The sequence below is a fragment of the Frateuria hangzhouensis genome (genome assembly GCF_026410505.1).
GTDB lineage: Bacteria > Pseudomonadota > Gammaproteobacteria > Xanthomonadales > Rhodanobacteraceae > Frateuria_A > Frateuria_A hangzhouensis.
The window spans coordinates 39,027-63,433 of the sequence record NZ_JAPMIU010000012.1; the positions used below are offsets into that span (position 1 = coordinate 39,027).

24 protein-coding genes are annotated in these 24,407 nt (G+C 68.3%); 11 read left to right on the forward strand and 13 right to left on the reverse strand.

All coding sequences use genetic code 11. The annotated features are described in order from the left end of the window. Positions 1 to 22: 22 nt before the first annotated feature. The 3 genes from sufB to OSC30_RS13120 form a co-directional block, all read right to left on the reverse strand. A complete protein-coding gene (gene sufB, locus OSC30_RS13110) occupies positions 23 to 1,501 on the reverse strand; it encodes a Fe-S cluster assembly protein SufB (protein ID WP_267172313.1) in 1,479 nt (492 codons plus the stop codon). Next, entirely contained in the window at positions 1,498 to 1,953 is a 456-nt protein-coding gene (locus OSC30_RS13115) for an SUF system Fe-S cluster assembly regulator (RefSeq protein ID WP_267172314.1), read from the reverse strand. The genes sufB and OSC30_RS13115 overlap by 4 nt, the downstream gene beginning before the upstream one ends. A gap of 146 nt (positions 1,954 to 2,099) precedes the next feature. Then, positions 2,100 to 3,374: a nucleotide sugar dehydrogenase gene (locus tag OSC30_RS13120; protein ID WP_267172315.1), complete on the reverse strand. Its 1,275-nt coding sequence runs from the start codon at positions 3,372 to 3,374 to the stop codon at positions 2,100 to 2,102. 126 nt (positions 3,375 to 3,500) lie between these two features. Here OSC30_RS13120 and OSC30_RS13125 point away from each other — a divergent pair, with 126 nt between their 5' ends. The 3 genes from OSC30_RS13125 (at position 3,501) to OSC30_RS13135 (ending at position 4,924) form a co-directional block, all read left to right on the forward strand. Beyond that, on the forward strand, positions 3,501 to 4,007 hold the full coding sequence (locus OSC30_RS13125) for a hypothetical protein (RefSeq protein ID WP_267172316.1): 507 nt from the start codon (positions 3,501 to 3,503) through the stop codon (positions 4,005 to 4,007). 64 nt (positions 4,008 to 4,071) lie between these two features. Further along, positions 4,072 to 4,368: a hypothetical protein gene (locus OSC30_RS13130; RefSeq protein ID WP_267172317.1), complete on the forward strand. Its 297-nt coding sequence runs from the start codon at positions 4,072 to 4,074 to the stop codon at positions 4,366 to 4,368. A gap of 7 nt (positions 4,369 to 4,375) precedes the next feature. Then, positions 4,376 to 4,924, forward strand: a complete 549-nt coding sequence (locus OSC30_RS13135) for a sugar O-acetyltransferase (RefSeq protein ID WP_267172318.1) — start codon at positions 4,376 to 4,378, stop codon at positions 4,922 to 4,924. Between the two features lie 238 nt (positions 4,925 to 5,162). On the opposite strand, the gene OSC30_RS13140 is transcribed toward OSC30_RS13135, so the two are convergent. Continuing rightward, positions 5,163 to 5,717, reverse strand: coding sequence for a hypothetical protein (locus OSC30_RS13140; protein WP_267172319.1), 555 nt, complete (start codon positions 5,715 to 5,717; stop codon positions 5,163 to 5,165). Positions 5,718 to 5,853: 136 nt separating this feature from the next. Between OSC30_RS13140 and OSC30_RS13145 the strand changes: the two genes are divergently transcribed. Next, positions 5,854 to 6,516 carry a glutathione S-transferase family protein gene (locus OSC30_RS13145; protein WP_267172320.1) on the forward strand — a complete coding sequence of 221 codons (663 nt, stop codon included), beginning with the start codon at positions 5,854 to 5,856 and terminating at the stop codon, positions 6,514 to 6,516. A 132-nt stretch (positions 6,517 to 6,648) separates the two neighbouring features. Here OSC30_RS13145 and OSC30_RS13150 read toward each other — a convergent pair whose 3' ends face one another. Further along, the gene (locus OSC30_RS13150) at positions 6,649 to 7,644 is read right to left on the reverse strand and encodes a sensor histidine kinase (RefSeq protein ID WP_267172321.1); all 996 of its coding nucleotides are present in this window, start codon (positions 7,642 to 7,644) and stop codon (positions 6,649 to 6,651) included. Positions 7,645 to 8,058: 414 nt separating this feature from the next. Between OSC30_RS13150 and OSC30_RS13155 the strand changes: the two genes are divergently transcribed. Beyond that, positions 8,059 to 8,244, forward strand: a complete 186-nt coding sequence (locus OSC30_RS13155; protein ID WP_267172322.1) for a hypothetical protein — start codon at positions 8,059 to 8,061, stop codon at positions 8,242 to 8,244. Between the two features lie 252 nt (positions 8,245 to 8,496). On the opposite strand, the gene OSC30_RS13160 is transcribed toward OSC30_RS13155, so the two are convergent. Beyond that, positions 8,497 to 9,492: an alpha/beta fold hydrolase gene (locus OSC30_RS13160; protein WP_267172323.1), complete on the reverse strand. Its 996-nt coding sequence runs from the start codon at positions 9,490 to 9,492 to the stop codon at positions 8,497 to 8,499. A gap of 261 nt (positions 9,493 to 9,753) precedes the next feature. Between OSC30_RS13160 and ligD the strand changes: the two genes are divergently transcribed. Further along, the gene (gene ligD / locus OSC30_RS13165; RefSeq protein ID WP_267172324.1) at positions 9,754 to 12,312 is read left to right on the forward strand and encodes a DNA ligase D; all 2,559 of its coding nucleotides are present in this window, start codon (positions 9,754 to 9,756) and stop codon (positions 12,310 to 12,312) included. Between the two features lie 305 nt (positions 12,313 to 12,617). Next, a complete protein-coding gene (locus tag OSC30_RS13170; protein WP_267172325.1) occupies positions 12,618 to 13,454 on the forward strand; it encodes a class I SAM-dependent methyltransferase in 837 nt (278 codons plus the stop codon). A gap of 47 nt (positions 13,455 to 13,501) precedes the next feature. On the opposite strand, the gene OSC30_RS13175 is transcribed toward OSC30_RS13170, so the two are convergent. The 3 genes from OSC30_RS13175 to OSC30_RS13185 form a co-directional block, all read right to left on the reverse strand. Continuing rightward, a complete protein-coding gene (locus OSC30_RS13175) occupies positions 13,502 to 15,277 on the reverse strand; it encodes a sensor domain-containing diguanylate cyclase (RefSeq protein WP_267172326.1) in 1,776 nt (591 codons plus the stop codon). A 21-nt stretch (positions 15,278 to 15,298) separates the two neighbouring features. Beyond that, positions 15,299 to 15,571: a hypothetical protein gene (locus OSC30_RS13180; protein ID WP_267172327.1), complete on the reverse strand. Its 273-nt coding sequence runs from the start codon at positions 15,569 to 15,571 to the stop codon at positions 15,299 to 15,301. A 112-nt stretch (positions 15,572 to 15,683) separates the two neighbouring features. Then, complete coding sequence (locus OSC30_RS13185) at positions 15,684 to 16,523, reverse strand: SAM-dependent methyltransferase (protein ID WP_267172328.1); 840 nt, start codon at positions 16,521 to 16,523, stop codon at positions 15,684 to 15,686. Positions 16,524 to 16,932: 409 nt separating this feature from the next. On the opposite strand from OSC30_RS13185, the gene OSC30_RS13190 reads away from it, so the two are divergent. Next, positions 16,933 to 18,576, forward strand: a complete 1,644-nt coding sequence (locus OSC30_RS13190; RefSeq protein WP_267172329.1) for a S8 family peptidase — start codon at positions 16,933 to 16,935, stop codon at positions 18,574 to 18,576. A gap of 167 nt (positions 18,577 to 18,743) precedes the next feature. On the opposite strand, the gene OSC30_RS13195 is transcribed toward OSC30_RS13190, so the two are convergent. The 4 genes from OSC30_RS13195 to OSC30_RS13210 all read right to left on the reverse strand — a co-directional run bounded on the left by OSC30_RS13195 (position 18,744) and on the right by OSC30_RS13210 (position 21,676). After that, positions 18,744 to 19,304, reverse strand: a complete 561-nt coding sequence (locus tag OSC30_RS13195; RefSeq protein ID WP_267172330.1) for a hypothetical protein — start codon at positions 19,302 to 19,304, stop codon at positions 18,744 to 18,746. A gap of 11 nt (positions 19,305 to 19,315) precedes the next feature. Continuing rightward, entirely contained in the window at positions 19,316 to 19,735 is a 420-nt protein-coding gene (locus OSC30_RS13200; RefSeq protein ID WP_267172331.1) for a BON domain-containing protein, read from the reverse strand. Positions 19,736 to 19,922: 187 nt separating this feature from the next. Continuing rightward, a complete protein-coding gene (locus tag OSC30_RS13205) occupies positions 19,923 to 21,293 on the reverse strand; it encodes a permease prefix domain 1-containing protein (protein WP_267172332.1) in 1,371 nt (456 codons plus the stop codon). 2 nt (positions 21,294 to 21,295) lie between these two features. After that, on the reverse strand, positions 21,296 to 21,676 hold the full coding sequence (locus OSC30_RS13210) for a PadR family transcriptional regulator (RefSeq protein ID WP_267172333.1): 381 nt from the start codon (positions 21,674 to 21,676) through the stop codon (positions 21,296 to 21,298). A gap of 275 nt (positions 21,677 to 21,951) precedes the next feature. Here OSC30_RS13210 and OSC30_RS13215 point away from each other — a divergent pair, with 275 nt between their 5' ends. The 3 genes from OSC30_RS13215 to OSC30_RS13225 all read left to right on the forward strand — a co-directional run bounded on the left by OSC30_RS13215 (position 21,952) and on the right by OSC30_RS13225 (position 24,361). Then, a complete protein-coding gene (locus OSC30_RS13215) occupies positions 21,952 to 22,395 on the forward strand; it encodes a DUF2231 domain-containing protein (RefSeq protein ID WP_267172334.1) in 444 nt (147 codons plus the stop codon). Continuing rightward, a complete protein-coding gene (locus tag OSC30_RS13220; protein WP_267172335.1) occupies positions 22,388 to 23,698 on the forward strand; it encodes a PQQ-dependent sugar dehydrogenase in 1,311 nt (436 codons plus the stop codon). Before OSC30_RS13215 ends, OSC30_RS13220 begins: the two co-directional genes overlap by 8 nt. 387 nt (positions 23,699 to 24,085) lie before the next feature. After that, complete coding sequence (locus OSC30_RS13225; RefSeq protein ID WP_267172368.1) at positions 24,086 to 24,361, forward strand: TFIIB-type zinc ribbon-containing protein; 276 nt, start codon at positions 24,086 to 24,088, stop codon at positions 24,359 to 24,361. Positions 24,362 to 24,407 lie beyond the last annotated feature (46 nt).

A 24,407-nucleotide genomic window follows, 5' to 3' on the forward strand; every position in this document is an offset into this window, starting at 1 on the left:
CGGGATTCGGGATGCGGCGCGATCAGCCGACCGCGCCTTCCAGTGACACCTCGAGCAGCTTCTTGGCCTCCACCGCGAACTCCATCGGCAGCTCGCGGAAGACCTGCTTGCAGAAGCCGTCGACGATCATCGAGACGGCATCCTCTTCGCCGATGCCGCGGCTGCGGCAGTAGAAAAGCTGGTCGTCGGAGATCTTCGAGGTGGTCGCCTCGTGCTCCACGATCGCCGTGGGATTCTTCACTTCCATGTACGGGAATGTGTGCGCGCCGCACTTCTTGCCGATCAGCAGCGAGTCGCACTGGGTGTAGTTGCGCGCGCGCTCGGCGCCCTTCTCCACCTTCACCAGCCCGCGGTAGCTGTTGGAGCTGCGTCCGGCGGAGATGCCCTTGGAGACGATCTTGGACTTGGTGTCGCGGCCGATGTGGATCATCTTGGTGCCGGTGTCGGCCTGCTGGAAATGATGCGTCAGCGCCACCGAGTAGAACTCGCCGACCGAGCGGTCGCCGCGCAGCACCACGGACGGGTATTTCCAGGTCACCGCCGAGCCGGTCTCCACCTGAGTCCAGCTGATCTTGCTGTCCGCGCCGCGGCAGTCGCCGCGCTTGGTCACGAAGTTGTAGATGCCGCCGACGCCGTTCTCGTCGCCGGGATACCAGTTCTGCACGGTCGAATACTTGATGTCCGCGCCCTCGAGCGCGACCAGTTCCACCACGGCCGCATGCAGCTGGTTCTCGTCGCGCCGCGGCGCGGTGCAGCCTTCCAGGTAGGAGACCTGCGCGCGATCCTCGCAGACGATCAGCGTGCGCTCGAACTGGCCGGTGTTCTGCGCGTTGATGCGGAAGTAGGTCGACAGCTCCATCGGGCAGCGCACGCCCTCGGGCACGAACACGAAGCTGCCGTCGGAGAATACCGCCGAGTTGAGCGCGGCGAAGTAGTTGTCGCCCTGCGGCACCACGCTGCCAAGGTATTTCTGCACCAGCGCGGGATGCTCGCGGATCGCTTCGCTCATCGAGCAGAAGATCACGCCGGCCTCGGCCAGCTTCTTGCGGAACGTGGTGCCCACCGACACCGAGTCGAACACCGCGTCCACCGCCACGCCCGCCAGTGCGGCGCGTTCGTGCAGCGGCACGCCCAGCTTCTCGTAGGTTTCCAGCAGCGCCGGGTCGACCTCGTCCAGCGACTTGGGGCCGGCCTTGGGCGCCGAGTAGTAGCTGATCGCCTGGTAGTCGATCGGGTCGATCTTGAGCTTGGCCCAATCCGGCGTCGGCATCGTCTGCCAGTGGCGGAAGGCGGCCAGGCGCCACTGCGTCATCCACTCCGGCTCGCGCTTGATCGCCGAAAGCTGGCGGATGATGCCCTCGTCCAGGCCCGGCGGCAGGCTTTCGCTTTCGATCTCGGTGACGAAGCCGGCCGCGTAGTTGCGGCCCAGCGCTTCGGCGACCTCGGCGTTGTCGCGCAAGAGGGTGTTGTCGGCGCGGGTTTCGATGGATTCAGCGGTCATGCGTGGGTCCTGCCCTTCAGTTCGCTCAGCGCCACGACGGTTTCCGCCGGGCGCGGCGGTTGCAGCATGTCGGCCAGGCTGACCGCGCGCAGCGCGTTGTCCAGCACGTTGCTGATGCGCCGCCAGCTGCCGCGCACGCCGCACTGGGCTTCGCGGCCGCACTGCCCTTCGACGCTGCATTCGGTCATGCCGATCGGTCCTTCCATCGCCTCGACGATCTGCGCCAGGCTGATCTCGCGCGCCGGCCGCGCCAGGCGGTAGCCGCCGTTGACGCCGCGGAACGATTCGACCAGGCCGGCGTGACCCAGCGACTTCAGCAGCTTGCTCACGGTGGGTCCTTCCAGCCGCGTCTCGTCGGCGATCTGCGCCGTACTGAGCACGTCATGCGGGTGCGCGGCGATGCAGGTCATCACGACCGTGGCGTAATCGGTAAGGCGGCTGACGCGAAGCATGGGGGAGCCTCGACTAATCCAGACCAAAATGGTACGGATTAGACGCCCGACGGTCAACCGGACGCAGCGGAGCGCAGGTGGGCTTCAGCCCGTCATGGTGGGTCGCGGCGAGGGGTGGTGGGCTGAAGCCCACCCTACGCCCCACCCTACAATCGCCCGTCGACGGCCTCCTGCGGCAGCACCGACTTGACGTCGTAGACCACCGCGCCGGGCTTGCCCAGCGCGCGGATGCGCCCGGCGCCCATCTCGTGGAACTGCCGGTGCGCAACGGCGATGATGATCGCGTCGTAGCCCTCGCCCGGTTCATCCACCAACCGTACGCGGTAGGATTGCTCGGCCTCGGCCGGATCCACCCAGGGGTCGTACACGTCCACCTGCGCGGCGGAGGATTCCAACTCGCGCACGATGTCGATCACCCGCGTGTTGCGCAGGTCTGGGCAGTTCTCCTTGAAGGCGAAGCCCAGCACCAGCACGCGCGCGTCGACGATGTGCAGGCGTCGCTCGCTCATCAGGCGGATCACGCGGTCGGCCACCACGCTGCCCATGCGGCTGTTGATGCGCCGCGCAGCCAGGATCAGCTCCGGGTGGTAGCCGGTCACCTCGGCCTTGTGGGTGAGGTAGTACGGATCCACGCCGATGCAGTGGCCTCCGACCAGGCCGGGGCGGAACGGCAGGAAGTTCCACTTTGTGCCGGCCGCGGCCAGTACTTCCTCGGTATCGATGCCGAGCCGGTGGAAGATCAGCGCCAGCTCGTTGACCAGCGCGATGTTGACGTCGCGCTGCACGTTCTCGATCACCTTGGCCGATTCGGCCACGCGGATCGCGGACGTCTTGTGCGTGCCGGCGCGGATGATGGTGCGGTAGAGCGCATCGACCCGCTCGGCCGCCTCGGGCGTGGAGCCGGAAGTCAACTTGACGATGTCGGTCACGCGTCGCGCATGATCGCCGGGGTTGATCCGCTCCGGGCTGTAGCCGCAGAAGAAATCGACGTTGAAGGCCAGGCCCGAACCGGCGGCCAGCAGCGGCACGCAGACCTCCTCGGTGGTGCCCGGGTACACGGTCGACTCGAACACCACCAGGTCGCCGCGCCGAAGTAATGGGCCAAGCATGCGGCAGGCCGACTCCAGCGGTTTCAGGTCGGGTCTCTGCGCCTCGTCGATTGGCGTCGGCACGGTGACGATGTAGACGTTGCAAGCGGCCAGATCGTCCGCGCGATCGGTGAACGACAGCCGCGTGGCGGCGCCCAGCTGGTCCGCCGTGGTTTCCCGCGTGTGGTCGCGCCCCGCGCGCAGTTCGGTGACGCGCGCGGCGTCGATGTCATAGCCCAGCGTGTCGAAGTGGCGTCCGAACTCTACTGCCAGGGGCAGGCCGACATAGCCCAATCCGATGATGCCGATGTGCGCGCAGGTACTGGAATCCATGGGTCCCGGGGGAGCAACCGAAAGTCGTTGAGCGTACAGGATGGGCCGCCGCCCGCGGGCACCAAGCGCCGCCGGCCCGTGGCCGTTCGCCCCGCATCGACAAACCTCACTGCACGCTCGCGCCGCATGGACGAACGGGCCCTTCCCGCCTTGCCCTGGCCGGGCTTTTCGCCGGAGCGCTCCTTCGTGCTGCCGCTGCCGGCCGTGCTCATGGGTACGCCATTCGGCGACCACTGCCAGATCGATGGCGTGCGGCTGCAACGCAAACCGGAGTTCCACGTCACCGTGTTGAGCCGCGACATGTCGCGCGCCGCCGCGGCAGGCTACGGCACGCACCGGCTGCGTGCCCTGTACGAGTCGCTGACCTGGATGCCCCGGCGCACCGGCCGCTATGTGCTGTTGCACACGGTCAAGCACGACGGCACCGGCACGCTCGGCTGCTGGTCGCTGATCGAGCATCTGCATCTGCCCGCCATGGTCGCCTTCCGCGCCGAGCTGGCGCGCACGCTCGGTGCGGCCTTCGCCGATCCGGTGCCCCACGTGACCCATTTCGTGCGCGGCGATCCCAACGGCATCGGCGTGCCGGACGTCCGCGCGCTGGCCGTCCTGCAGGTACGTGAAGTGACCGCCTGACCATCACCCGGCCCCAACGGCGGCCGCGCCACACTCGGGCGGTCCAGCCAGCGAGGTCAGCCTCATGCAAGAACCGATCGAACCGGGTTTCATGGTGTTCGTCGCCGACGGCGAACTGGGCGTGGGTGCCGTGCGCGAGGTACGCGCGGACAGCCGCGAGGTGGTAGTGAACATCGAGAACGGCGGCGACTTCACGCTGAAGGCCGATGCCATCCGCGAGGTGCACGAGGGCAAGGTGATCCTCGACGTCGAGCATCTGCCATCGGACATGCGCCAGGCCCTCAGGCACCCGCACGACGCCGAGTATCCGGATTCCGTCTACGCCGCCAGCGACCCGCGGGAAGGGACGCTCAAGGACTGACAGTCCCGTGCGCAGCGAGAAGGACAAGATGCTCGCCGGCGAACTGTACGACGCCAGCGCGCCCGGACTGCAGGCCGACCTTGCCGCGAACCACCGCTGGCTGGCCCGCTACAACGCCGCGCTGGCCGACGGCCCGGCCCGCTGGCATGCCTTGTTGCAGGAGCGGCTCGCGGCGGTGGGCGAAGGCGCGGTGATCCGTCCGCCCTTCCATTGCGACTATGGCTTCAACATCCGGCTCGGCGCCGGCGTGTTCCTCAACTTCAACTGCGTGATCCTCGACGTGGTCGAGGTACGCATCGGCGAGCGCACGCAGATCGGCCCGGGCGTGCAGATCCTCGCCGCCGATCACCCGCGCGATCCGGCCGAGCGCGCCTCCGGGCTGGAATTCGGTCGTCCGGTGCGGATCGGGCGCAACGTCTGGATCGGCGCCGGCGCCCTCGTCCTGCCCGGCGTCACCATGGGCGACAACGCGATGGTCGGCGCCGGCAGCGTGGTCACGCGCGACGTGCCCGAAGGGGCCACGATGGTCGGCAACCCGGGGCGCGTACGCGGCTGACGCAACCCTGCTACGGCATCCAGCCGTGTTGCAGGCAGTAGCGTTGCGTCCTGCGCGCGACGTAGGCGCTCAGGCTGTCATCCGTCACTGCGGCGCGCGCAGCGGCGTGTCGAAAACGATATAAGCACGCAGGCAAGCATGCCGAAGGCGAGGCATCCACGCCGCTGGGCGCCTCCAACAACCCGGTCAGTCGCCCTTTGTTCATCCCGGCCCTGCACGCAGGGCCGGGATGTTCCTGTCATCGATTCAGCGAACGTGCGGGAACCGGGCGCGGGCCGTTGTGCGACGCGCCCTGCGCGGGCGAAGCGACCCGGTTGGGTGCCATGGGGCGGGCATGGTAATGGCTCGGCGGCGAGTACCGGTTGAAACGGTGCGGCATGCCTTGGCTGTCCTGACTCCTCAGTGCCAGCCGATGGCCATCGATATGCACCCAGAACCACGAGCCCGCCGGTACCGGTGAAGTCGAAACATAGGCGAAGCTGGCGTCGTAGTTGCCGTCGGATCTCGGCGTCGCCTGCAGGGCGAGGTTGATGACGAACTGGCTAGCCACCGGATGCCCGTGGTCGTTCGCGGGCCGGGTGATCATCTTGTCCAGCGTCTGGCGCAGCAGGCGGTCGTAGCGCGGCGTCAGCTCGACCGCGGAAGACACATGGGTAACCTTGCCATGACTGTTCACCTGGACCAGCACGGGCAGCACTTTGGGAGTGAAGCTGTGGGCGGACATCGACATGGCCACCGCGCCCTGGCCGGCGGCCATGGTGCCCAACAAGAGGAACGCGCAGAGCCTTTTCATGGAGACCTCCGTGTATTGACCCACCCCGAAAAACATAGTAGCCCCGTTTCGCCCTACCCACCAGCGGGCTCATCCGGGGATGTCGATTTCCGCCGGGCCCGCCCGTCGTGGATGACATTCCGATGGAAGGCCATCCATGTCCGCGCCCCTGCCCCGGCTCTACGCCCACCCGTTTTCCTCCTACAGCCAGAAGGCGCTTGTCGCCCTGTACGAGAACGGCACGCCATTCGAATACCGCTCGCTGGAGGAGCCCCAGGCCCGCGATGAACTGGCCGCGCTGTGGCCGATGCGGCGCTTCCCGGTGCTGGTCGACCGGGGCCGCACGGTCATCGAGGCCAGCTGCGTGGTCGAATACCTGGACCTGCATTACCCGGGCCCGCTGCGCCTGGTTCCCGCGGACCCCGGAACGGCACTGCAGGTGCGCATGCTGGACCGCTTCTTCGACAATTATGTCGCCGCGCCACAACAGGCAGTGGTGCTCGACCGCCTGCGCCCGCAGGAGAGTCGTGATGCCTATGGTGTCGCCGAGGCCAGGGCGATGCTGGAGAAGGCCTACGCCTGGCTGGATGGGTACATGGCCGGAAGGGAATGGGCCGCTGGCGAGGCCTTCAGCCTGGCCGACTGCGCCGCCGCGCCATTCCTGTTCTACGCCGACTGGACCCACCGCATCGATGCGGCGTTTACCCGCGTGCACGCCTACCGCGCCCGCCTGCTGGCACGACCGTCGTTCGCCCGCGCGGTGGACGAAGCCCGGCCCTATCGCCACTATTTCCCACTCGGCGCGCCCGATCGCGATTGAGCGGTTGCGCGCAAAATTCGAAGGCGGCGGGCACGACCGCCACCGGCCCTCGCGCAGGCCTGCCAAGGCGTACCTCGTTGCCGGGCGCCGCGATATTTGATCGCACGCACGAAGGCCTGCGCATCCTCGACTTCAGAGAGCCAGATCGGGGCGGGCGACGTAAAGGTCGACTTCCACGCCCGAGGCGGGATAGCGCCGCTCGACCCGGCCGCTGCCCGACAGGCCCATGTCGATCAGGCGCGAACCGAAGCCCGGCCGCGCGGGCGTGGTCACGGCAGGTCCGCCCGATTCGCGCCACTGGATCTGCAGGTCGCCCGCGTCGACATGCCACCGTAGCGACACGCGCCCCTGCGGGACGGACAACGCGCCGTACTTGACGGCGTTCGTCGCCAGCTCGTGCAGGATCAGCGACAGCGCGACGGTCGTCCTGGGCCCCAGCGACAGGTCCGGCCCGGACAGCTCGAATCGCCCGCCGTGCACCGCCAGCAACGCATCGATCACGCGCCGCATCGGCGCAGCGATCCATTGCTGCTGCAACAACACATCGTGCGCATCGGCCAGGGCGCGGATCCGCGCCTGGAAGGCCTCCATGCCGCGGGAATCATTGAACGTACGGGCCGCGATCGACTGGACCATCGCCAGCGTGTTCTTCAGCCGGTGGCCAAGCTCGTCGCGCAGGATTTGCGTTTCGCGTTGCGCGCGGATCGTCGCGGTGGTCTCGACCACCGTGTCCATCACGCCACCGACGCTGCCATCGGCCAGGCGCACGGGATGGTAGGAGAAGGTGAACCAGCCGCTCTCGAGTTGCCCGAAGCGGTCGAGCTGGACCTCGAAATTCTCGATGAAGGTGGGCCGGCCCTCGAGTGCGCGTTCGGCGATCGGGCCCAGCACGTCCCAGGCTTCGGCCCAGATGTCGCGGAAGCTGCGGCCGAGCGCCTCGGGCTTGACGCCCAATATGGGGCGAAACGCGTCGTTGTAGAGCGTGGTCAGCGATGGCCCCCACATCAGCGCCTTGGGGAAGCCCGACTCGAGGACCAGGCCGGCCGCCGTCCGCAGCTCGAGCGGCCACTGCTCGATCGGCCCCAGCGGCGTCGACGCCCAGTCGAACTCCCGCACCGCCCGCGACATGCCGTTCCTGTCCGGCACCCAGGCAAGCCCGGGTCGACTGTATTCCGGTCGATTCAACGCGATGCTCCGCTATGGCAGGTTTCCGCGCCGGCAGCCCCAGTGCGCGTACGGAAGCCACAACATTGCCATGGAAGTCCTCCCGTTGTGAATGCCACGCCTTCGCGACCAGGCGGCGCCTTGCCTGTTCAGTGGAGTCCCTTGCCGGGTCGCCACCGCGGGCCGTAACAGCCGCGTCCCGCCACGTGCCATCGATGCCGTGAAAAAAGCGTATTACCTGTTTCTAACAACCGGGGGCGCATTGTCGAGCAGCAGGGCGTCCACGGCGCGGGCACAACGCCCTTGGGCAGCCATTCTTCCGCATGCGTGCGGTCTTCCCATCTTTGCCAGAGGCCAGGACAGGCCAGGAGGCGCATCATGCCGCACAAGCAACGACCCGTTTCGGTCGCCGACATCCACAGCATCTACGGCGGCAAGCAACCTGTCGAAAAGCCGCAGGGTTCGGCCTCCTACCGCAAGGCGTCCTTCTCGGTCCGCGAAACGGACCACCCGGGCTCGCCGCCGCCGCGCCAGCCGCCCAACACCAAGCCACGCAGCCGCTGACGAGCGCTTGCAAGACCCCTTGCCTGCGGTACCGATCGCCCCGGTCAGCCTTCGCGCCTGACCGCCCTTGCCGGCAGCGGACCGCCATGACGCGGGCCGCCGGAAGCACGACGTGTATTACGCGGCGCGCCGTTCGAAACGGCCACAGCCGCTGGCCGCCACCGTGGCGCGCGTGGCTTCGCCGACACCCTGCCGATGTGGTCCGGAGCGCGGCTGCGATCGACGCCGACAGGCGTTACCTGGTGCGCGGATTCAGTCTCGCGCCATGAACCGGTCCACCGCGTCCATGAACGCGGCCGGTTGTTCCTGATAGGGAAAATGCGCGCTGTCCGGCACCACCACCAGCGTCGCATCGGGCAGGCGCCGGGCCAGCGCACGCTGTGGCGCGACGCCGACCGCGCCGTCATGCGCGCCCACCACGATCAGCGTCGGCATGCGCAGGCGTTCCGGGTGGGCCACCGTGTAGCAGATGAAATTCGATGTCGGCGCCATCAGTGCCGCGCCGATTTCGCCGGTATTGCGCAGGCCACTCTGTGCATCCAGGCGCTCCTGCTCCGCCTTCGCCGCCATGACGTGGAACTGCTGGCGATCATGGAACGCATGGCCATCCGGCAGCGTGGCGATGCCGGCACCGACGAAGGCCATCCGCGCGCGGGCCTGCGCGCAGCGGTCGCCCGGCGGCACTCCGCGCAGCGCCTTGCCCGCGTCGGACCGCCCAGCCGCCGCGTACGCCTTGGGAAACTGCGTGGACAGCGTCTGCATCCAGCTTTCCAGCGCGCCAGGCAGGTCGACCGCGGCGTCGATCAGGATCAGCCGCGCCACCCGCTCCGGATGCGCCTGCGCGTACTCCACCGCCAGGGTGCCGCCAAAGCTGTGTCCGGCCAGGACCATCCGTTCAACGCCAAGCTCCCGCCGCAGCGCGTCGATATCCTTCACCTGGGTCGCCAACGCATAGTCGCCGCGCCACGGGCGTTCGCTCTCGCCGCTGCCGCGTTCGTCCAGGTAGACCATCGGATAACGCGCATCCAGCGCCTTCCCCGCCGTCATGCGGAAGCTGTAGGTGTTGTAGCCCGGCCCGCCATGCAGGAATACCACCGGCACATCGGCGGCCTCGATCGGCCGCGAGGTCCAGTAGGTCAGCCGCACCCCGTTGATGACTGCATTGTGGCGCGTCTGCGCCGCCTGCGCACGCGTCGGGACGGCAACCAGGCCAACAAGGAACGCGGCGGCGACAAGCAGCAGACGCATGACGGACTCCACTGGGATCGAAGGATGCGCAACTGTGCCAGCGGCCCGGCCAGGCCCATAGTGCCGTTGGTCGTGCCCGCGCCCGGCAGGCAGGCCGACAAGGGAATCGCGTCTCGACAACCAGCGCCGGCCGCCATTCCCCGAGTCACCCGGAGCCATTCCGGCAGCCGGGCGAGCCGCCGCCAGCGCATCGGCGTCGCTCGACCCGGGGTTCACGACGCCGATGCCACAAAGGGCGAGCCCCTCTAGCGGAGCCACCGGTTGAGCCTCAGGGAATACGATCGCAAGCGGCGTTTCGACAGCACGCCGGAGCCGCGCCCGGAAGGGTCCGCGGCCGAGGGCGGACGGCCGATTTTCGTGGTGCAGCTGCATCACGCCAGCCGTCGGCATTACGACTTCCGGTTGCAGGTGGGCGACACGCTGAAGTCCTGGGCCTGCCCGAAGGGGCCGAGCTACGACCCCAGCGTCAAGCGCCTCGCGGTGGAAGTGGAAGACCATCCGGTCTCGTACGCCAGGTTCCAGGGCGACATCCCCGCCGGTGCCTACGGCGGCGGGCACGTGGATACGTTCGACAGCGGCGTGTGGTCGACCCCGTACGACGCCGAGGCGCAACTGGAGAAGGGCCATCTGCGCTTCGAGCTGTTCGGCAGCCGGCTCAAGGGCAGCTGGCACCTGGTGCGCAGCGGCCGCCCGGCAAAGCAGCCGCAATGGTTCCTGATGCACGACAAGGACGCCTACGCCAGCGACGTGGAGGCGGATGATCTGCTCGACGCGCGCATGGTCGCCAGCACCAGGGCGGCCGCCGGCCGCAGCGATGGCGCCAGGGAAGTGGCCGCGACACTGGACCGGCGCAAACGCAGGCAGGTGCCCGTCGCCAAACGGCACGCCGCCCGGGCCGCCAGGTTGGCCGCGGCGGCCGAGGGCGCGAGGAAAGCCAGGCCCAGCGCGGAGTTCTTCAAGCCGGAGCTAGCCACGTTGCGCGAGAATCCGCCACACGGCGAGCAATGGCTGCACGAGGTGAAATGGGACGGCTACCGCATTCTCGCCACCGTCGCCAAGGGCGAGGCGGCGCTGTGGTCGCGCAACGGCCTGCCCTGGTCGGACCGGATTCCCGACATCCGCCAGGCGGTGGAATCGCTCGGCCTGGATTCGGCGCGGCTGGACGGCGAACTGATCGCCCTGGACGCCCAGGGCCAACCGGACTTCAACGGCCTGCAGAAGACGCTTTCCGGCGAGGCCAGCGCGCCGCTCGCCTACATGCTGTTCGACGTGCCGTTCCTGGAGGGCTACGACCTTTCCGGCACCCCGCTGCATGCGCGCAAGACGATCCTGCAGGCGCTGCTGGAAGACGCTCCGGCGCACCTTTCCTACAGCAGCCACGTGGTCGGCAATGGCGACCAGGTGTTTGCGATGGCGAGCGAGCAGAAGCTCGAGGGCATCCTCAGCAAACGCGTGGATTCACGCTACCGGGCCGGCCGCGGCGATGACTGGCTGAAGGTCAAGCGTGTGGAATCGGACGAGTTCGCCGTGGTTGGCTACACCGCGCCCAAGGGCGGCCGCCAGGGTTTCGGCGCGCTGCTGCTGGCGCGCCCGGCAGCCGGCGGCGGCTGGCATTTCGTCGGCCAGGTCGGCAGCGGTTTCAGCCACGCGCAGCTGCGCGACCTGAGCCGCACGCTGGCCACCGGTGGCGGCAGCAAGCCCAGCGTGCGCAACCCCGAGGACGCCCCGCGCGGCGTCAAGTGGATCGAGCCTGCCGCGGTGGCCGAGGTCAACTACCGTGGCATCGGCAACCAGGGCCTGCTGCGCCAGCCGAGCCTGAAGACCATGCGGACCGACAAGGCGCCCGCGGACCTGCTCGACAGCGACCGGGCGACCCCGCCCGGACCGCCCGCGGCCAGGCGCAAGCCCGCCGGGCGCAAGACCGCCGCGCCCGCGCCGGCGGACATCACCATCACGCATCCCGATCGCGTGGTGTATCCGGCCGACGGCTACACCAAGCAGGACGTGGCCGACTACTACCGCACGGTCATGGATTGGTTCCTGCCTGGCGTGCTGGACCGGCCCACCTCGGTGATCCGTTATCCGGACGGCATCGACAAGCCGTCGTTCTTCCAGAAGCACATCCCCTCCGGCGGCCTGAAGCACGTCGGCAGCGTGAAGCTGAAGGAGGAAACCGGCGCCGCGGCCGTCTATCTGTATCCGCAGTCGGCCGACTCGATCATCGAGCTGGTGCAATACGGCACGCTGGAGTTTCACCCGTGGGGCGCCAGGGTGGACACGCCGGACCTGGCCGACCGCGTGGTGTTCGACCTGGACCCCGGCCCGGACGTGCCCTGGCAACGCGTGGTCGCCGCCGCACGGCTGGTGCGCAAGCTGCTGGCCGACCTGGATCTGCAGTCGTTCCTGCGCACCACTGGCGGCAAGGGCCTGCACGTCGTGGTGCCGCTGGACCCGCCGTCGGACTGGCCCGCGGTCAAGCAGTTCGCGCAGGGTTTCGCCGGCGCGCTGGCCGGCATCCACCCGCTGGAGTTCGTGGCGGTCAGCACCAAGTCGCTGCGCCACGGCAAGATCTTCGTCGACTACCTGCGCAACGGCCGCGGTGCCACCGCCGTTGCGTCCTACTCGCTGCGCGGGCGTCCCGGCGCGCCGGTAGCGGTGCCGCTGCGCTGGGAGGAGCTGGGCAAGATCGCCAGCGGTGCCCAGTTCGATATCCGCAGCCTGCCGGCGCGGCTGAAGCGGTTGCGCAAGGATCCGTGGGCAGGCATCGATACGGTCGAGCAGGGGCTGGGCAATGTGATCGGGAAGTTGGGCAAGGGGTGAGGCTTTTGCTGCCTGGAGGCCTGGGAGCTACAGGCCACCGTGCGTAGAACCCGCAGGAGCCCACTTGTGGGCGATCGGACGAGCCAAGAGCATCGCCCACAAGTGGGCTCCTGCAACAGACGGCGACGGGTTGGCCTGGCCATTGCCTGTTGTCGCACCCCGCCGGATCCGTTCGCGATCCAAAGATGGCAGCGAGTCAACGGAGTTTTTCCAGGTTCCTTACAAAGTGCGCGGGAGCAGGCGGCGCGCTGGTCCTGACGCGTGCTCTAGGATGCGCAGTTCCGTTACGCCAGAGATTGCTCCTCGTGCCCCACTATGCCGGTCCGCTGCTTACCCGTCCCGTTGCCGAATCGCTGGCCGCCGCGCGCGATGCGGGCGCCGGCGTGTGGAACGGATCGCTGGACCTGGGACGCTCGTGCATCGAGGTGCAGCTGCAACCGGATGCGTGGCCATGGCAGGGCGAACGCTACCCGTACCCGGACAAGCTGAAGGACCGCACGATCTACTACTGGGATGGCGAGGCCTTCGCTCCCGTCTCGCGGTTCTGCGGCTCGCTGATCAAACTGGTGCCCACCGAGTGGGGCGCGCCGACCTTCGAGATCGACGGCATCAAGATGCTGCCGACCGCCAAGGCCTCGCCGCTGGAGGATGCGCGCCGCAAGGTGGCGCTGGTCGAGCCGCGCGGCAAGGTATTGCTCGACACCTGCGGCGGGCTGGGCTACTTCGCCGCCTGCTGCCTGGAAGCTGGCGTGGCACGCATCGATTCGTTCGAGAAGAATGCCGACGTGCTCTGGCTGCGCACGCTCAACCCGTGGTCGCCCGATCCGCAGGCCAGCGACGGCCGCCTTCAACTGGCCCACGCCGACGTGTCACAGGCGATCACGCAGATCGCGGATGCCTCCGTCGACGCCCTGCTGCACGATCCGCCGCGCTTCGGCATCGCCGGCGAGCTCTACGCCCAGGCGTTCTACGACCAGTTGGCCCGCGTGCTGCATCGCGGCGGCCGCCTGTTCCACTACACCGGCAGCCCCAACAAGCTCACCAGCGGCCGCGACGTGCCGCGCGAGGTGGCGCGGCGGCTGGAGAAGGCCGGCTTCAAGGCGCAGCCGGCGCTCGATGGCGTGCTGGCGACGCGACGCTGACCGGCAACGGCGTCAGCCACCGCTCGCGCGGCGTAGGCCACCAGGCATCAAGCCTGCGCCATCTCGTCGAGCTCGATATCGCCCATCACGCAGTTGCGCCCGGCGCGCTTGGCGCGATAGAGCGCCGCATCCGCCTCCTTGCACAGCCGTTGCAGGCCATAACCCGCACCGAGGGTGGAAGCCAGGCCGACGCTGGCGGAAATGAATACGGCACTGCCGTCCTTGACGATCTGCATTTCGGCGATCGCCGCGCGGATGCGGTTGGCGATGTCCACACCCTGCTCGCGCGAACAATCGTGCAGCAGAACGCCGAACTCCTCGCCACCCAGGCGGCCGAACAGGTCCGCCGGGCGCAGCTGCTGCTGGCAGATCGCGACCGTGCGGCGCAGCACCGCATCGCCCATGGCATGGCCGTGGGTATCGTTGATCCGCTTGAAGTGGTCCAGGTCGATGACGATCAGGCAGGCGTGGCCCAGCCGTCGTTCCAGCGCGTCCAGCACGCGGCCGGCAGCGCAATGGAAATGCTGGTGGTTGTAAATGCCGGTGAGCCCGTCCAGTCGCGAGAGCTTCTTGAAGCGCAGCTGCGAGCGCTTGGTGCGCAAAAGCCACCAGGCAATGGAGATCAGCACCAGCACCAACAGCACGTTGTAGAGCCGGCTGGTCTCGACGGCCTTGCCATCCAGCGCCTGCTGCAGGCGCAGGATGTTGTTCTGCTTGCTCAAACGCTCCGTTTCGAGCCTTTGCGCCAGCATATGTTGCCGGGTGACCTGGTAGGCCAGTGTCCTGGCGCTGACGTCGTCCAGATAGCCTTTGTCCTGGGCTACGTAGCGTTCGTAGTACGCAAGTGCGGCGGCAGAGTTGCCCTGTCTTTTCTCGACCCGGTAAAGCACCTCGTAGGCGTCGGCCAACCACTCGTCGGTGCTGTCGGGCTGGGCCGTGGCGGCGACCGCGAGAGCGGTTTCCCGGGCTTCGTTGTCACGACCGAGCTTCTCGTAAGCCTGCGCCCGCTCCACCTGTAACGAGAGATTGTGCGGCGAATAGCGACTGGTGCGGATGGAAGGCTCGATCCGATCAAGCAGGGCGAGGGTCTTGGCTGGCTGGCTTTCGTCCAGGTACAGGCTGCCCAGGATGAGTCGCATGCCGTTGGTGATAACCGGTTGCCTGGCCGCTTCACACGAATCGATGGCCCGCTGGAGTTCGAGGCTGGCCGAGGTCAGCCGCTTCGCCCTGTAGAGCGCCGCGACTTCCTGGAAACGCGGCCGGCAGGGAGTTTCACCCGGAGGGATCGCCTCTTCCGCCATATGCGCGTATTGCAGGGCCAGGTCCTCCTGACCGGCGAGATTCAGCATCTGGGCCAGGTTCCCCAGCAGCAGGAACCTGGCTTGCGGATCCTTGATCTGAGGCAGATCCGCCGCCAGGCGGTTGGCCAGGGAATAAGCGTCCTCGTAACGCTGGTTGAGTCCCAGGTTGCTCAGCAGCAGCGCCGAAGCCTTGGCAGCCAGGGCCTCGTTGCCGGAGTGGTCGATGACGTCGCGCAGCTGCGCCTCCGAACCGGCGTAATCGCCCTGGAACATCGTCTCCCAGGCGTCGAGGTAACGCAGGTGCCACTGCTCGGGCGGCGTCAGGTGCTGCGCATCGCCGTGGATCCGGGCAAGCATCTGGACGAAGCGTGGATGGTCGCTCGTCCGCAGGCTCTCGGCCTGCTCGAGGAACGCGGAGGGGTCCGCCACCGGCGTGGCGGCGTAGCCAGGCTGCAAGAGCGCGCACCACAGCAGACCCGCCCATGCGGGCCAGGCGCCGATGCGACCAGGCAGCCGTGACATGGCAGAGCGTCTTGGCCTGGGCTACGACTTGCTTTCCGGGACCGGACTATCCAGAGGCTCTTCTTCCGCGGGTGCCTCATCTTCGCGGGCCGGCATCTGGATGACCTGGGGCACCTGGTTGGACTGCTGGCCGAATTCGGCCGACAGCAGCGAGCCGTCGCGGGATGCCGCCGCCGCCACCAGCGCTTCGGAAGCTTGCGCCTCTTCGAGCATGCGGGTCATCTCCCCGGCCTGGGCGTGTCGCATCGAGGCGTCCCGGCCGATCGCTTCCAACAGATCAATGGTGTCCTTCATGTCTTTCCCCTGTTCGCGTGAGTGACGACAGCCCTCGGGCCTCGTGTTGTTGCTGCGTGCCGCCCGGACCGCCCCCCAGAGGCGGAAATCACGATGGGCGCCCTGTTGCCCATTATGATGCGACTGTACTCGCCCGCTCCAATTCGTCCAGTTCGGCAAGGCGCTCCTGCATGGCGAGATTCGGCTTGAGCGGGCACGCCGGGGGCAGCACCAGGGTTTCCTCGGCCGTCATCGGCGCCTGTGCCAGATCGCACAAAGCGACGCGTCGGACGCGCGGCGCTTCGATCGGCAGCGTGGCGGCGCGGTAGATGATCACCTCGTGCCCGGGCGGATAGTCCCGCCCCAGCAGGTCCACCAGCAACTGGCGGTACGCCGGCCCGGTCGCAAGGCGCCCCAGCGAGCGATCCCCGACCAGCGCGGCCTGCCACAGCACCAGGTAGCCGGCCGAGTCGATCCGCCGCTCGTAGAACAGCAGCTGGCTGGCCTCGAAGTGCTGGCAGCCGAAACGGCCCGGGTCGATGCCCAGGTCGGCGTAGAGGCAGTCCTCCGCGGAGATGCCCGGCTCCATGTGCGCGTCGAACCCCTCCGCCCGCGCCGCCGCGATGGCCTTGTGCGGCGCCCAGGCGAAGATGCCCGGGTGCCCGTAGAACACTCCGCATACACGCTTGCCGGCGCGCACCTCGGCCATCATCAGCCCGACCCATTCCTTGTAGGTCGTCAGGCGCGACTTGCCCTCCCGGTAATACGGCTGGAGGCTGCGGACGTCCGGATGCATGCGCTGCAGCCACAGCTCCACGATGCCGTCGGAAAGCCCGGCGAACACCACGTCCGCCTGCTCGATGTGGCTGCGCGCCAGCGGCGTGAGATGGGAAGCCAGCGTCATGCCCAGGCCGACGCAGGCGAGGCTGCCGCGGCGTGCTTCTTCGGGAGTGGAAAGAGGTGATGTGATCATCGCGTGATAGTAGGGAATTCCTGCCGGAAGTCACAGAAAAAATGTGCGTTGCATGCCAAGGGCGAGTTCGACACCGCGAACCAGCACCTTCCCTCCCCGATCGAGTAGTCCCCTTGTGGGCGACCGGACGCGGCAGAACCGCCGCTCCCAGGCGGCTTCTCGAAAAAAAGCGCGCTCGCCCTTCCCCGGCGAAGGACACGTTGCCATGCCCCGGTCACGCGCGCCTTCACGCCTGCCCCACGGCTGTCTTCCTAGTGTCCACGCGGGGTGCCGTGGGGAGGCTGCGGCGAGGGTTTGGCTGGAGGCAGGGGCTCTCCGGTTCCCGACATTTTTCCGACCAGGCAGCGCCAGAGGGTGCTGTCGTCGCCGATGCGCCGTATGCCCGGCGCCACCACCGGAGGATCACCGCATGACACACCGTCTCGCGATCAAGGCGCTGCTGGGCGCTTCCATCGCCCTTGCCCTGTCCCTCTCGGCCCAGGCGGCCACGCCGCAGGGGCCGGCCAACACGCGTTTCGACATCAGCAGCCTGGCGCCCGGCGGCCAGTACGACCGCTTCATCGTGACCTATCGCGACGGCAGCACCGAGCGCAGCAACCGCGCGGTGATGCTGCAGAACGTGGGCGCCGCGATCAGCCGGGCCGGGCTCGATCACGCCAGCGTCGCCGGCCGCAACGCGGGCGTGCAGGCCGCGTTCCAGCGCAAGCTCGCCACCGGCGCGGACCTGATCCGCACTTCGCGCAAGCTCGGCAGCAGCGAGGCGGCCGCCCTGGTGCGCCAGATCGCCGCCGACCCGGCGGTGGCCTACGTGACGCCGGATGTGATGCTGCACCGGGTCCGCGACATCCGCGCCCCTGACAGCCTCAAGCCGGCCACTTTCACCCCCAGCGACAGCTACTACCCGATCTACCAGTGGCACCTGAAGGCGCCGGACGGCAGCATCACCTACTTCGGCGACGCCAACCACGGCGGCGCGCGCGTCAACGACGCGTGGGACCTGGCCGACGGCACCGGCATCGTGATCGCCGTACTCGATACCGGCATCACCCGCCACGTGGACGTGGACACCAGCTACGCGGACGCCGGCTACGACTTCATCACCGACGCCTTCGTGTCCGGCCGCGCCACCGACGGCCGCGTGCCTGGCGGCTGGGACCTGGGCGACTGGACCACCACCGAACCGTGGCTGTCCGAGTGCACCGACGCGGACAACCCGCCCGAGGACAGCTCCTGGCACGGTACGCACGTGGCCGGCACCGCGGGTGCGGAACTGACCGACAACGGCATCGGCATGGCCGGCGTCGCGTTCGATGCCAAGGTGTTGCCGGTACGCGTGCTCGGCCACTGTGGCGGCTACACCAGCGACATCGCCGACGCGATCATCTGGGCGGCCGGCGGCCACGTGGACGGCGTGCCGCGCAATCAGCACCCGGCGCAGGTGATCAACCTCAGCCTGGGCGGCGCAGGCCGCTGCAACCCGCACGATGTGACCGCCAAGGCGGTGGCCGAGGCGAACTCGCTGGGTGCGGTGGTCGTGGTGTCGGCCGGCAACAGCGGCGACGACGCGGCCAAGTACACCCCGGCCGGCTGTCCCGGCGTGATCACCGTGGCCTCCACTGGCATCACCAGCCAGCGCGCCTACTATTCCAACTGGGGCCACGCGGTGGAAATCGCCGCGCCCGGCGGCGGCATCTACCAGGACGACGATCCGAACACCGGCGTGGTCTCCTACGACGGTTTCGTGTGGCAGGCCCTCAACAACAGCGCCACCACGCCGGTGCCCCTGGGCACCACCTACGGCGGCTTCGCCGGCACCTCGCAGGCGGCCCCGCACGTGACCGGCACCGTGGCCTTGATGCAAAGCGCGCGCAAGGCATTGGGCCTGCCGTTGCTCAAGCCCGGGCAGGTGTTGCGGGTGCTGGAGAAAACCGCCTATGAGCCGATGATCCGGGCCAAGGGCCGCTACTCCATCGGTGCAGGCATCGTGGATTCGGCGGCGGCGGTCGAGGCCGCGGTGGACTTCGTGCCGCACGGCAAGGGCCGCGGCAGGTAAGCCCGGCCCATCGAAGATCGAAGATGGCGAAGGCGGGCATGAGCCCGCCTTCGTTTTATCCGGGAAGGCGCCGGGGCGCCGCGAGGCGGTGGTGGGTTGAAGCCCACCCTACGCGCGCTTGCGCGCGGAGAGCCGGCACACATGGCGCCGGATCCGCGCGCGCTTCTTCAGAAGCGCTGGCGATTCTCCATGCCGCTGGCGGTGGTGCCGCGGACGCCGAGCGTACTGGCACCGGCGGAAATGTCCTCCGCGCCGCGCCGCTCGAAAATGGCGCGCGCGCGATCGCGTTCGGCCATGTCGTCGGTGTGGACGCTGATCAGCACATGGCCTCCGCGCACCTTCTCGTCGTAGTGCTTGGCTTCCTCCTCGGGGATGCCCATGCCGACCAGCGCACCGATGATGCCGCCGGTGGCGCCGCCGATCGCCGCACCACCGAGCGCTGCCATGATCGGGCCGGCCGCGATGAACGGGCCCACACCCGGGATCGCCAGCGTGCCGATGCCGGCCAGCCAGCCCAGTATCGCGCCGGTGCCCATGCCGGCCACGCCGCCGGCGGTGGCGCCCTCGGGCGCCTTGGTGTTGTGCTCGGTAGCGAACTCGCGCGTGCCGCCACGATCCTGCATCAGCACGGAAATATCGTTGTTGCCAAAGCCGGCCGACTTCAGGTCGTCCACGATGTTCTCGGCCAGCTCACGGGTCGGCGCGGTGCAATAAACGGTTGCGTTCATGGGGGATGTCCTCAATGGCTCTGGTCGGTTTCGATATCGAGTCGGTTGTCCACGCGCTGGACGCCCTGGACGCCACTGGCCAGTTGCTGGATGCGCGCCTTCTCCTGCGCATCGGCCACCGGGCCGCGCAGCGTCACCACGCCGCCGTTGGCGATCACCTTGACGTTGCGCGCCTTGACCGAGAGGTTGCCGTCGCCAACGATCGCCTGGCGCACGTTGGCGACCAGGTCCACATCGGCAGAGGCGTTGGACTGGTCCATCGGCAGGGTGGCGCGATCGTTGCGGTCGCGCTCGTTGGTGCCGGTGTTGTCGGCGTCCTGACCGGTAACTGGATGATCCGGCGGCGGACTCTGTTGCGCCAGGGCACCGGAGCTTGCCGCGACGGCCGCCACCAGGCCCACGGCCGCGAGGCTGGGCAATGCGAGCTTCATGCATGACTCCCTTTGTGGTTTCGATGCGGGAACGATCCGCGTGACCCGGGGCGAGTTACCCCGGGACAGCCACGCTAGGTGCCAGCGGGTTCAGCGCCGGTGTCGCCTTGGTGAAAGGCGGGCAAAGGCCGCCAGGCCGTGGGGGCCGGGTTCAGGGCCTCCGCGGCAGTCGAGCCGCCCGGCGCGCTCAGAGATAATCGAACACCGGCGGAAACACGATCACGACCAGCGCTGCCCAGCTGGCATACACGTACAGGTAATTCGTCTGCCACCGTTCCAGGCTCGCGAACGGCGCGCGACCCCGCAGGAAGCGGAAATAGAGCACGGCCGACCACGCCAGGTTGACCAGCAGGATCACGTTCTCGCCCAGCGCCGCCACGCGGTTGGGCGTAAAGCCGAATTCGTTGATGCGCACGGCGATCGCCCATAGCGCCAGTGCATCGGTCAACAGCGCACTGACCACGAGCACCACCTGCACGACGTCGAACACACCGGGTGGCGCTTGCGGATCCCGCGCCGACACCGAATAGAGCAGCAAGCCCAGCACCAGCACCAGCAGCAGATCGAAGGCGATCAGTTCGTTGCGATCGATCTGCACGCCACGCCCGGTCCACAGCACGGTGCCCAGGAACACCACCAGCACGATGGCAAAGAACGGCGTGAACAGGCGCGTCAGCACCGGCGCCATGTTCTCGATCACACTTTGTTTGGCCTCCACCAGCCACGCGGCCACCAGCACGCCGCCGGCGGCGCCGCACGGTAACAGCCAGGTCGCGAACACGGTTTCGGCTTTGATGCCGATGGCCTCGAACATCATCATCACGAAGGCGGTGAGCACGCCGCCGCCCAGCGCGATCAGCACGAAGTAGATGAACAGCTCGCCGGAGAACCGGATGAAATCCATGCGCCCACCGACCTCGCGCCAGCGGACGCCGGCATACACCATGCCCACCGCCAGCCAGAGCGCGATCGGCAGATGCAGCGCCGCCAGCGCCTCGGTGGCGCCGACGGGCCCGTAGGGGTAGACGTTGACGAACACCGCCGCCAGGGCGAACGCCACGGCCAGCCAGCCGAGCGCCCGGGCGCCTAGCTGCCGCTTCCACACGAAATAGCCGGCCAGCAAAGGCAGCGCGAAGAGGCTCAGGTTGCGCAGGTAGAAACGGTTCTCGTGCTCCCAATCCAGACCGAACAACACCGGCAGCTTGATCGCCACGGCCGCGGCCAGCGCCAGGGCGAACGCCACGAAGGCATCCGTGCGGCTGCGCGTGGACGGGTCGCCGCCACCCGGAGGCACCACCACGAGCTGCTTCCACAGCCGCTCCGAGTGCTCGTTGGCGAACTCCCGCGAAAGCGCATCCAGGTTGCCCATGCGCTTGACCGCCACCAGGAAGGCTTCGTCGGTGGCCAGCCCCGCCTCGACCAGCGCCGCGACCTGCTCGCGCAGGTGATCCTCCAGTTCGGCGACGTCGACGGCGTGGATCGCCTGCCGGCGTCTGAGGTAGCTGCGCCACTGGTCGATCTGCGCTTCGAGCGATACCGCGTGATCCGAGGCCGACATGGTCAGGCTCCTTGTGGCAACAGGACGGCCGACGCCGAATCGCCGGCCGGAATGGAAAGCGCGTTCCAGATCGAGCGCAGAGTCGCGTCCACCGCCTGCCACTGCCGGCGCTCTTCGGCGAGCTGGTCCCGGCCGGTCGGTGTGACGCGGTAGTACTTGCGGCGGCGCCCGCTTTCGGCGACTTCCCAACGCGCCTCGATATGCCCGAGCCGCTCGAGCCGGTGCAGCACCGGGTAGAGCATCCCGTCCGTCCACTCCATGTGCCCGCCGGACAGCTCACGCACGCGCTGCAGGATCGCGTAGCCGTAGCTGTCCCCCTCGGCCAGGATCGCCAGCACGATCGGGGTCGATGAGGCGGCTATCAGATCCTTGTTGATCGCCATGGATGTCCCGTGTTGCGCGGCGCGGGCGAACGTGTCCGCGAATACATGGTGGTACTATACATGGAAGTACTATGCATGCAACGACGAGGGACGCCGGGAGCGAGCGGGGGACGATCCAGGGCGCGGCCGTTGCCGGCGTTGGGTCGCCGGTTCATGGCAGACACGCTCTAGACACCGGGCCGGCTAGCGTGAGCGGACCCGTGGACAAGCCCGGGAAACAGCAGCCCGCGCTCCGCCCGTGCCCGTTCCGCCGCGCCCTATCGAGACAGCAGCCCATGAGCTCCCGTGCCGCATCGCACCGCTCCATCGTGGCCAGCGCCATCTACGGCGTTCTCAACCCGATCCCGTACGGGTTTTTCGTCGCCGCACTGGTCTTCGACATCCTCTACGCCCGCACGGCCGTGATGCTGTGGGGCAAGGGCGCGGCCTGGCTGGTCACGATCGGGCTGTTGTTCGCGGTGATTCCGCGGTTGGTCAACCTGGCACAGGTCTGGATCACCTCCCGGCACGGCGCCCTGCGTGCGGACAAGCTCGACTTCTGGCTCAACCTGGTAGCCATCGTCGCGGCGATCGTCAACGCGTTCGTGCACTCGCGCGATGCCTACGGGATGGTTCCCGCCAACGTGTGGCTGTCGGCCTGCACGGTGCTGCTGCTGTCCATCGGCCACGTGCTGATCGTCGTGGAGTACACCACAGCGGGAGGCGTCACCCATGAATAAGGCCATCGGCTGGAGTGCGCTGGCGTGTGCGGCCCTGCTGGGCGGGTGCGGCAATCAGGCGTCATATACGCCGACGGAGCAGTCCGGCGCGAACCCGCCCCTGCCCGAGGCCCGCAACTTCCTGCTGCCGCCCATGAAGGTTCCCGGCGGGGTCGGCTGGAGGGCGGGCCAGACGCCGAAGGTGGCGGCGGGCCTCAGGATCGAAAAGATCGCCGGCGACCTGATGCATCCCCGCCAGCTCTACGTGTTGCCCAACGGCGACGTGCTGGTGGTGGAAACCAACGGTCCAGGCAGCGAGCCGGTCACCACGCCCAAGCAATTGATCGCCGGCAAGGTCAAGAACCGCTCGGGCCGGGGCGGCAAGGGTGGCAACCGGATCACCCTGCTGCGCCATGACGCCACCACCGATGCATGGGAGCGGCACGTCTTTGTCGAGCACCTCAACTCGCCCTTCGGCGTGCAATTGATCGGCGACACCCTCTATGTCGCCAACACCGACGGCATCGTGGCGTTTCCCTACGTCAGCGGGGAAACGCGGATCACTGCACCCGGCGCGGCGTTCGCGGACCTGCCCGGCACGATCGACCACCACTGGACCAAGGCCCTGCTGGCGAGTCCGGACGGCCGCAAGCTGTACGTCGGCGTCGGTTCCAACAGCAACATCACCGAGAACGGCCTGGCGGTGGAGTACCGCCGCGCGGCCGTGCTGGAAGTGGACGTGGCGACCGGCGGCAGCCGCATCTTTGCGACGGGCCTGCGCAACCCGACCGGGCTGCAGTGGGAACCGCAGACCGCCAGGCTGTGGGCGATCGTCAACGAACGCGACGAGATCGGCGCCGACCTGGTGCCGGACTACCTGACCTCCGTGCAGGAGGGCGGCTTCTACGGATGGCCCTACAGCTACTTCGGTCAGCACGTGGATACCCGCGTCCAGCCGCCACGGCCGGACCTGGTCAACAAGGCGATCAAGCCGGACTACGCGCTGGGGTCGCATGTGGCTGCGCTCGGGCTGCTGTTCTCCACCGACAACGCCCTGCCCGCCAGCTACCACGGCGGCGCATTCGTCAGCGAGCACGGCAGTTGGAACCGCAAGCCGCTCAGTGGCTACCGGGTCGTCTTCGTCGCCTTCCGGCAAGGCAAGCCGGTTGGCGTGCCCCAACCGGTGGTCACCGGCTTCCACTCCGACGACGAGTCCACGCTGTACGGCGCCCCGGTCGGGCTCGCACAGGACAAGGACGGCGCGCTGCTGATTGCGGACGACGTGGGCAACGTCGTGTGGCGGGTGTCGGCGGACACGCGCTGAGCTCGTCATCCCGACGGCCTGCGGGACGGAGCCGGCCTCCGGCAGCCGACCGGGACCGCGGCGGGCCACGGGCGACGGCGATTGCCCCACCGCGACAGCTGCATGGAGCCACGTCCGTGCTAGGCTTCGGCCTCGAAGGGGAGTAGCTCCCACGTGCTGTCGCCGTCATGACGAGCTTGAGGCTCCGGTGCAGCAGCAGGCCGATCCGGCCTGTGAGCAAGACCTTCGCCGTTCCGCGGCGAAGGTGCGTCCATCCGATGCATGTGCGCTGCGGCTTCGCCCGCGGGTGACCGCATGCACGCGATCCATGCATGCGGCACTTTCGGGTTTCAGCGGAGCGTGTGGCGGGCCTGTCGCCCGTCCGGTTCCGGAACCCGGAGACAGATGATGTTGTGCCCCGTATGCAAGACCGTGAACCTCGCGATGACCGACCGCCAGGGCATCGAGATCGACTACTGCCCCAGCTGCCGCGGCGTCTGGCTGGACCGCGGCGAGCTCGACCGCCTGATCGACCGCGCCGAGCAGCCCGCTGCACGCGCGGCGCCGATCACGACGCCGCCTCGCCATGGGCGGCCCTATCCTCCCGCCCCTGAGCAACACGATGCCTACCGGCACGGCCGCAAGCGCCACAAATCGCTGCTCGGCGAACTGTTCGATTTCTAGCACGCGCACGCCCCTGACGCCCGCCGGCCCGACCGGGCCGGCGTTT

What these genes read in the sequence shown, in the direction of transcription:
- sufB (WP_267172313.1), bottom strand. Translation starts at nt 1,501, where the DNA reads ATGACCGCTGAATCCATCGAAACCCGCGCCGACAACACCCTCTTGCGC.
- OSC30_RS13115 (WP_267172314.1), bottom strand. Translation starts at nt 1,953, where the DNA reads ATGCTTCGCGTCAGCCGCCTTACCGATTACGCCACGGTCGTGATGACC.
- OSC30_RS13120 (WP_267172315.1), bottom strand. Translation starts at nt 3,374, where the DNA reads ATGGATTCCAGTACCTGCGCGCACATCGGCATCATCGGATTGGGCTAT.
- OSC30_RS13125 (WP_267172316.1), top strand. Translation starts at nt 3,501, where the DNA reads ATGGACGAACGGGCCCTTCCCGCCTTGCCCTGGCCGGGCTTTTCGCCG.
- OSC30_RS13130 (WP_267172317.1), top strand. Translation starts at nt 4,072, where the DNA reads ATGCAAGAACCGATCGAACCGGGTTTCATGGTGTTCGTCGCCGACGGC.
- OSC30_RS13140 (WP_267172319.1), bottom strand. Translation starts at nt 5,717, where the DNA reads ATGAAAAGGCTCTGCGCGTTCCTCTTGTTGGGCACCATGGCCGCCGGC.
- OSC30_RS13145 (WP_267172320.1), top strand. Translation starts at nt 5,854, where the DNA reads ATGTCCGCGCCCCTGCCCCGGCTCTACGCCCACCCGTTTTCCTCCTAC.
- OSC30_RS13150 (WP_267172321.1), bottom strand. Translation starts at nt 7,644, where the DNA reads ATGTCGCGGGCGGTGCGGGAGTTCGACTGGGCGTCGACGCCGCTGGGG.
- OSC30_RS13155 (WP_267172322.1), top strand. Translation starts at nt 8,059, where the DNA reads ATGCCGCACAAGCAACGACCCGTTTCGGTCGCCGACATCCACAGCATC.
- OSC30_RS13160 (WP_267172323.1), bottom strand. Translation starts at nt 9,492, where the DNA reads ATGCGTCTGCTGCTTGTCGCCGCCGCGTTCCTTGTTGGCCTGGTTGCC.
- OSC30_RS13175 (WP_267172326.1), bottom strand. Translation starts at nt 15,277, where the DNA reads ATGTCACGGCTGCCTGGTCGCATCGGCGCCTGGCCCGCATGGGCGGGT.
- OSC30_RS13180 (WP_267172327.1), bottom strand. Translation starts at nt 15,571, where the DNA reads ATGAAGGACACCATTGATCTGTTGGAAGCGATCGGCCGGGACGCCTCG.
- OSC30_RS13185 (WP_267172328.1), bottom strand. Translation starts at nt 16,523, where the DNA reads ATGATCACATCACCTCTTTCCACTCCCGAAGAAGCACGCCGCGGCAGC.
- OSC30_RS13190 (WP_267172329.1), top strand. Translation starts at nt 16,933, where the DNA reads ATGACACACCGTCTCGCGATCAAGGCGCTGCTGGGCGCTTCCATCGCC.
- OSC30_RS13195 (WP_267172330.1), bottom strand. Translation starts at nt 19,304, where the DNA reads ATGAACGCAACCGTTTATTGCACCGCGCCGACCCGTGAGCTGGCCGAG.
- OSC30_RS13200 (WP_267172331.1), bottom strand. Translation starts at nt 19,735, where the DNA reads ATGAAGCTCGCATTGCCCAGCCTCGCGGCCGTGGGCCTGGTGGCGGCC.
- OSC30_RS13205 (WP_267172332.1), bottom strand. Translation starts at nt 21,293, where the DNA reads ATGTCGGCCTCGGATCACGCGGTATCGCTCGAAGCGCAGATCGACCAG.
- OSC30_RS13210 (WP_267172333.1), bottom strand. Translation starts at nt 21,676, where the DNA reads ATGGCGATCAACAAGGATCTGATAGCCGCCTCATCGACCCCGATCGTG.
- OSC30_RS13215 (WP_267172334.1), top strand. Translation starts at nt 21,952, where the DNA reads ATGAGCTCCCGTGCCGCATCGCACCGCTCCATCGTGGCCAGCGCCATC.
- OSC30_RS13220 (WP_267172335.1), top strand. Translation starts at nt 22,388, where the DNA reads ATGAATAAGGCCATCGGCTGGAGTGCGCTGGCGTGTGCGGCCCTGCTG.
- OSC30_RS13225 (WP_267172368.1), top strand. Translation starts at nt 24,086, where the DNA reads ATGTTGTGCCCCGTATGCAAGACCGTGAACCTCGCGATGACCGACCGC.